Annotated in this window: 8 protein-coding genes and 1 other annotated feature; all 8 genes read left to right on the top strand. The window is 43.4% G+C overall.

Annotated elements, in window-relative coordinates:
* Positions 1-191: 191 nt before the first annotated feature.
* The 8 genes from rpmG to LK536_RS42870 all read left to right on the top strand — a co-directional run bounded on the left by rpmG (position 192) and on the right by LK536_RS42870 (position 5957).
* Complete coding sequence (rpmG, locus tag LK536_RS42835) at positions 192-341, top strand: 50S ribosomal protein L33 (protein ID WP_008726232.1); 150 nt, start codon at positions 192-194, stop codon at positions 339-341.
* A gap of 26 nt (positions 342-367) precedes the next feature.
* Positions 368-628, top strand: a complete 261-nt coding sequence (gene secE / locus LK536_RS42840; RefSeq protein WP_008726234.1) for a preprotein translocase subunit SecE — start codon at positions 368-370, stop codon at positions 626-628.
* A gap of 49 nt (positions 629-677) precedes the next feature.
* On the top strand, positions 678-1196 hold the full coding sequence (gene nusG, locus LK536_RS42845) for a transcription termination/antitermination protein NusG (protein WP_008726236.1): 519 nt from the start codon (positions 678-680) through the stop codon (positions 1194-1196).
* A gap of 97 nt (positions 1197-1293) precedes the next feature.
* Positions 1294-1719, top strand: a complete 426-nt coding sequence (gene rplK, locus LK536_RS42850; RefSeq protein WP_008726238.1) for a 50S ribosomal protein L11 — start codon at positions 1294-1296, stop codon at positions 1717-1719.
* A gap of 116 nt (positions 1720-1835) precedes the next feature.
* A complete protein-coding gene (rplA, locus tag LK536_RS42855; RefSeq protein ID WP_008726240.1) occupies positions 1836-2531 on the top strand; it encodes a 50S ribosomal protein L1 in 696 nt (231 codons plus the stop codon).
* A gap of 74 nt (positions 2532-2605) precedes the next feature.
* Positions 2606-2753: a sequence feature (ribosomal protein L10 leader region), on the top strand.
* Positions 2754-2802: 49 nt separating this feature from the next.
* A complete protein-coding gene (rplJ, locus tag LK536_RS42860) occupies positions 2803-3303 on the top strand; it encodes a 50S ribosomal protein L10 (RefSeq protein WP_008726242.1) in 501 nt (166 codons plus the stop codon).
* A 206-nt stretch (positions 3304-3509) separates the two neighbouring features.
* On the top strand, positions 3510-3884 hold the full coding sequence (rplL, locus tag LK536_RS42865) for a 50S ribosomal protein L7/L12 (RefSeq protein WP_117563000.1): 375 nt from the start codon (positions 3510-3512) through the stop codon (positions 3882-3884).
* A 732-nt stretch (positions 3885-4616) separates the two neighbouring features.
* Positions 4617-5957, top strand: a complete 1341-nt coding sequence (locus LK536_RS42870) for a tagaturonate reductase (RefSeq protein ID WP_025483962.1) — start codon at positions 4617-4619, stop codon at positions 5955-5957.
* Positions 5958-6310 lie beyond the last annotated feature (353 nt).

The following is a 6310-nucleotide window of genomic DNA, read 5'->3' on the forward strand; positions in this document are numbered from 1 at the left end:
AAACCATGTGGAACTATGCGGAACACATGGGGAACCAGCCAGAAAAAAGACCTAAAAAACCTTGACGTATCGACATATATATGGTATAGTAGTCAGGCGAATGGAAGAGCTTAGGTCTTTTTTTTATGCTCAAAATTAAGTATCTAAGCAGCAAAATGTGAACTACGATAATATAAGTGGAGGTGGAAGTCGTGCGCACAAAAATTACACTGGCATGTACAGAATGCAAACAACGCAACTATAACATGACTAAGGACAAGAAAACTCATCCGGACCGTATGGAAACCAAGAAGTACTGCAGATTCTGCAAGAGACATACCATGCATAAGGAAACCAAGTAATCCTGTTCAGTAAAGGACGTGATAATATGGAAGAGAATACAGTGTCAACTGTAGAAACCACAGAAAAAACGGCCAAGGCTGACAAGGCAGAGAAGAAATCAGCTAAGAAGGAGAAAAAGCCTAGCTTTTTCAAAGGGCTGAAAAAAGAGTACAAGAAAATCGTCTTTGCTGACAAGGAAACAGTAGCAAAACAGACAGTGGCAGTGCTGTTCATGTCAATCTTCATCGGCGTGGTAATTGCTGTCCTGGACCTGGTCATGAAGTTTGGTTTAAGCTTTATTTTATAAAGTGAAGCAAACTCATGATAGGGATTGAATTAAAGGCGAGGGTGATTGTATGTCAGAAGCACATTGGTATGTAGTCCATACCTACTCAGGTTATGAGAACAAAGTCAAGGTCGATATTGAGAAGACAATTGAAAACAGAAACCTTCAGGACCAGATCTTAGAGGTATCCGTACCCATGCTTCCTGTAGTGGAGCTTAAGAACGGTGTGGAGAAAAAAGCTGACAAGAAGATGTTCCCGGGTTATGTGCTCATCAACATGGTCATGAATGATGACACATGGTATGTGGTGCGCAACACCCGCGGTGTCACGGGCTTTGTGGGTCCGGGCTCCAAACCGGTTCCTCTGACAGAAGAAGAGATGGCCAGCCTGGGCTTCAGGAGAGAAGAAGACGTCTTAGTCGATTTTGAAGTAGGAGATATGGTTGTTGTTATCTCCGGTGCATGGAAGGACACTGTCGGAGCCATCAAGGCTATTAACGACAGCAAGAAAACCATCACAATGCATGTAGAAATGTTTGGCCGTGAGACACCGGTTGAACTGGGATTTGCTGAAGTCAAGAGGATGTAGGCGGTCCTTTGCAACACAAAGAATCAGCTTTTGCAGGGCAAGGGCTGGTGGGAGGGACATTCCCGACAATACCACATAATTTTAGGAGGTGCCTAAGATGGCAAAGAAAGTAACAGGATATATCAAATTACAGATTCCAGCTGGCAAAGCAACACCAGCACCACCAGTTGGACCAGCACTTGGTCAGCACGGTGTCAACATCGTTCAGTTTACCAAGGAATTCAATGCAAGAACAGCAGATCAGGGCGATATGATCATCCCTGTAGTCATTACCGTATATGCGGACAGAAGCTTCAGCTTCATCACCAAGACCCCGCCTGCAGCAGTACTGATTAAGAAAGCCTGCAACATCAAGACCGCTTCCGCTGTTCCTAATAAGAACAAGGTTGCTGTCCTTAAGAAGGCTGACCTTCAGAAGATTGCAGAGACCAAGATGCCAGACTTAAATGCCGCTAGCTTAGAAGCTGCCATGAGCATGATTGCAGGAACTGCAAGAAGCATGGGCGTTACCGTCGAGGAATAAGAATTGGTGTATGAATCCGTATGCCCTTGAGCAAGGCACCGGGTTACTGGAGCATTTTCCCGTTATATGAACGTGGGAGGGAGATTCCCCGTCAATACCACTAGGAGGTTATTAAAATGAAATCAGGTAAAAGATATGCAGAGGCTATAAAGAATGTAGACCGTACTGCACTTTATGACGTAGCAGACGCAATCGCATTAGTTAAGAAGAATGCATCTGCAAAATTTAACGAGACTGTAGAAGTCCATATCAGAACAGGATGTGACGGACGTCATGCTGACCAGCAGATCCGTGGCGCCGTTGTACTGCCTCACGGAACAGGTAAGACCGTACGTATCTTAGTATTTGCAAAAGGACCAAAGGCTGACGAGGCTCAGGCCGCAGGTGCTGATTACGTTGGTGCTGAGGAGCTGATTCCGAGAATCCAGAACGACGGATGGCTGGATTTTGACGTTGTTGTAGCTACTCCTGACATGATGGGTGTTGTTGGCCGTCTGGGCCGTGTACTTGGACCCAAGGGCTTAATGCCAAACCCAAAGGCCGGTACCGTGACCATGGACGTAACCAAGGCCATCAACGATATCAAAGCTGGTAAGATTGAATACAGACTTGACAAGACAAACATTATTCACGTGCCAGTAGGAAAAGCTTCTTTCACAGAGGAGCAGTTAGCGGACAACTTCCAGACGCTTATTGATGCAATCATGAAAGCGAAGCCAAGCACAGTTAAGGGTGCATACCTTAAGAGCGTTGCCCTGACCTCAACCATGGGGCCTGGCGTTAAGCTGAATGTAGGTAAGCTGGTCAACTAATTGATTGCAGTAATATAGACGGTGTCACCCCGCAGTAAAATGAGGCTTGACATCAATCATACAATGTGATATGATACCACAGTATTGAATGCCCTGAGACAGCAGGTACCGTAAGGTGTAAGGCGTAACCGCCTGCCGAGGAACATACAAAACTCTGATTATTTATGATGAGATTTTGCAGACCTCTCTGTCCATATGGCAGAGAGGTCTTTATGTATTCCATGCTATGACGGTTTTCAATGCAAGAATAAAATAAGGAGGTAAACCATTCATGGCAAAAGTTGAATTAAAACAGCCAGTTGTAGACGAAATCAAGGGAGTACTTGAAGGCGCTGCAGGCGCAGTCATCGTTGATTACCGCGGTCTGACTGTAGAGCAGGATACCCAGCTGCGTAAGAAATTAAGGGAAGCTGGTGTGACCTACAAGGTATACAAGAACACCCTGATTAAGCGTGCAGCAGAAGGAACCGAATTTGCAGCACTTGAACCACAGCTGGAAGGACCGACCGCATTAGCAGTATCCAAGGAAGATGCGACCGCTCCTGCAAGGATTTTAGCAGAATTTGCTAAGACAGCACCTAAGCTGGAACTGAAGGCATCCATTGTTGAAGGAACCTACTACGATCAGGCCGGAACCCAGGTTATTGCAACCATCCCATCCAGGGAAATCCTGCTGGGCAAGCTGCTTGGCAGCATCCAGTCTCCTATCACCAACCTGGCCCGCGTACTCAATCAGATTGCGGAGAAGAACGGTGGGGCTGCAGAAGCATAATCACCTTATCTTTTTCATGGGACAGCGGGGCGTCATCAGCTGCCTGATTAGGAATCAGCGATTAGTATCAATAGATATATAATCAATGATAAGGAATAAGATTGGAACATCATTCAGGCCCATCAGGGACTGAAGATGAGTTAAAACAACATTTAACATGTAATATCGAATACCAAATACTAAATATCAAACAGGAGGAACATAAAATGGCAAAGTTAACAACCGCTGAGTTTATCGAAGCTATCAAGGAATTATCCGTATTAGAACTGAACGAATTAGTAAAAGCATGTGAGGAAGAGTTTGGCGTATCCGCAGCAGCAGGCGTTGTAGTTGCAGCAGCAGGCGCTGGCGCAGCAGCAGCTGAAGAGAAGACCGAATTTGACGTAGAGCTGACCGAGGTTGGTCCAAACAAGGTTAAAGTCATCAAGGTTGTACGTGAAGTTACCGGCTTAGGCCTTAAGGAAGCTAAAGACGTAGTTGATGGCGCTCCAAAGGCAATCAAGCAGGGCGTATCCAAGGATGAGGCTGAGGATGTTAAGGCTAAATTAGAGGCTGAAGGCGCTAAGGTTACCCTGAAGTAATTTAACTTTATATCTTCAACATTACATCTTGAAAAAGCTTGTAACAAGGCGGCTGTCAGAGAAATCTGGCGGCCGCTTTTTGTGGACTTATTTTACAACCGCCAATTACCGTGCTTGTCATATTACCTATTTTTCAGGTTAAAATAGTATTGGCTGTGTTCAAGCTTTTCAAGTCGTTTTTTCTACCATGTGGCATTGCTTGTGTGGTGGATTGTATGATTTACCCTTGTTTATAAAAATGATACCGAACCGTAGTTATTAGATGACGGGGATGTCAAATACACTGGTGTACTGACACGATGACATTCAGGCAAACCGCCTTGTCTATTTTCCTGATAGCACGGGTTAAAAATACTCAGCGTAGTCCGCTACGCCTCCGTTTTTTTACCTGCACTCTCAGAAAAATATCCTGCGGAGTTTTACCAGAAGTCATCATGTCACTACACTGGATTCGTTGGAAAATGTTGTATTTCAAAACCCCATATAAGAATCCTGTAAAAATCACATGTAAAAGCCGGATGTTAAGAACTTATATAAGATTCCTGTATGAGTGAGTGGATAAGGATTTTTTTTTGAAAATGTAAACACTTACAATTTTCCATTAAAATCCCTTGCATATTTTTAGATAATGTTGTATAGTAATCTCAGAAATAAAGCGATAGTGCTTCATATGTGAAAATGTAAGCACTTACAAAAAACAATCCAATTCTTAATCCTATGGAGGTAGCAGACATGAGCAATAATGTAAAAGAGACAGTTATCCAGTTTGGCGAAGGCGGATTCCTGCGTGGATTCGTAGATTACTTCTTCCACAAACTTCAGGAAAAAGGCTTATATGATGGAAAAATCGTTGTAGTGCAGCCAATTGAAAAAGGAATGTGCCAGATGCTGGCCGACCAGAACTGCGAATACAATCTGTTTCTCCGCGGCATTGATAATGGAGAAGTGGTTAATGAGCATACCCATGTGACATCCATATCCAGAGCGCTGAATCCATACACACAGTATGAGGAGTATATTGCCCTGGCAGAAAGCCCTGACTTAAGGGTACTGGTTTCCAATACAACAGAAGCCGGAATTGAATATCTTGGAACAGAAAAACTCAGCGATATGCCGCCCAAGTCCTATCCTGCAAAATTGTGTCAGTTCTTATATAAAAGGTACAAAGCAGGATTAAAAGGTCTGATTCTCCTTCCATGCGAGCTGATTGATGACAATGGTGACAACCTGAAAAAATGCGTTCTTCAGTATGCAGATCTTTGGGAGCTGGAAGATGGCTTTAAAAATTGGCTTGAAACGGACAATGATTTCTGCAGCACACTGGTAGACCGTATTGTTACCGGTTATCCGAGAGATGAAGTAGAAGAACTGACAAAAAAGATTGGCTACGAAGATAAGTTAATTGATACAGCAGAGATTTTCCATCTGTGGGTAATCGGCGGGCATCATGAGGACGAGCTTCCATTCCAGAAAGCCGGCTACAATGTTGTGTGGACCGACGATGTGCATCCATATAAGAAGAGAAAGGTCCGTATCCTGAACGGCGGCCACACCTCCATGGTTTTAGGCGCATATCTTTATGGGCTTGAGACGGTAGGTGAATGCATGAAGGATGAAAAAGTTTCTTCCTTCCTTAAGAAATGCATCTTTGAAGAAATCATTCCTACCATAGGGGATACAGAAGACAACCGTAAGTTCGGCGCAGCTGTGCTGGAGCGTTTCTCCAATCCATTTATTAAGCACCTGCTGTTAAGCATTGCCCTTAATTCCGTGAGCAAGTTCCAGGTACGTGTCCTCCCAACCATACTGGAATACAAAGAGAAGTTTGGAAAATACCCTGCAGCCCTGACTTTCTCCATGGCAGCCCTGATTTCCTTCTACCGTACCGACAAGGCAAATGACGGCGAAGAAATCCTTGCGTTCATGAAGACTGCCTCTGTAGAAGACATCATGAAGCGCGAAGACTACTGGCACGAAGACCTGAGCGAGATGATTCCAATGGTTCAGGAATACTACGATTTAATCCAGGACAAGGGAATGGCAGAAGCATACAGCGCTGTTTTGGCAAAATAAATGTCAATAAAATGAGCATCAGAAAAATGGTACCTGATACCAAAAATCGGGTATCATTTTTTATTACCCTCAAATTGTACAAATATAAGTACAAATTTCGAAAGACCTTTGCTTTTTGTAATAATTACGTAAGAAAATGCACAGGTAAATGTTATGGTATTTTCCTCGGATTTATACTATACTAAATGCGTGTGATGGAGTTGGAAAGCTTCCATTGGTAAATTGTCTAATTTACGCATTTTTAGTAGAATTTGCAAAAAATGCAAAAAAACTATTGATAATTTTCCTTATCCGAAGTATAATCAACTCGTAATGCAATTAGGAATTTCAAAAAGTATTTCAAAAAGAAAAAG

It is taken from the genome of Clostridium pacaense, assembly GCF_020709765.2.
Classification (GTDB): Bacteria; Bacillota; Clostridia; order Lachnospirales; family Lachnospiraceae; genus Enterocloster; species Enterocloster hominis.

Bases quoted from the DNA above. Each gene is read 5' to 3' on its own strand.
- secE (WP_008726234.1), top strand. From the start codon at position 368: ATGGAAGAGAATACAGTGTCAACTGTAGAAACCACAGAAAAAACGGCC.
- nusG (WP_008726236.1), top strand. From the start codon at position 678: ATGTCAGAAGCACATTGGTATGTAGTCCATACCTACTCAGGTTATGAG.
- rplK (WP_008726238.1), top strand. From the start codon at position 1,294: ATGGCAAAGAAAGTAACAGGATATATCAAATTACAGATTCCAGCTGGC.
- rplA (WP_008726240.1), top strand. From the start codon at position 1,836: ATGAAATCAGGTAAAAGATATGCAGAGGCTATAAAGAATGTAGACCGT.
- rplJ (WP_008726242.1), top strand. From the start codon at position 2,803: ATGGCAAAAGTTGAATTAAAACAGCCAGTTGTAGACGAAATCAAGGGA.
- rplL (WP_117563000.1), top strand. From the start codon at position 3,510: ATGGCAAAGTTAACAACCGCTGAGTTTATCGAAGCTATCAAGGAATTA.
- LK536_RS42870 (WP_025483962.1), top strand. From the start codon at position 4,617: ATGAGCAATAATGTAAAAGAGACAGTTATCCAGTTTGGCGAAGGCGGA.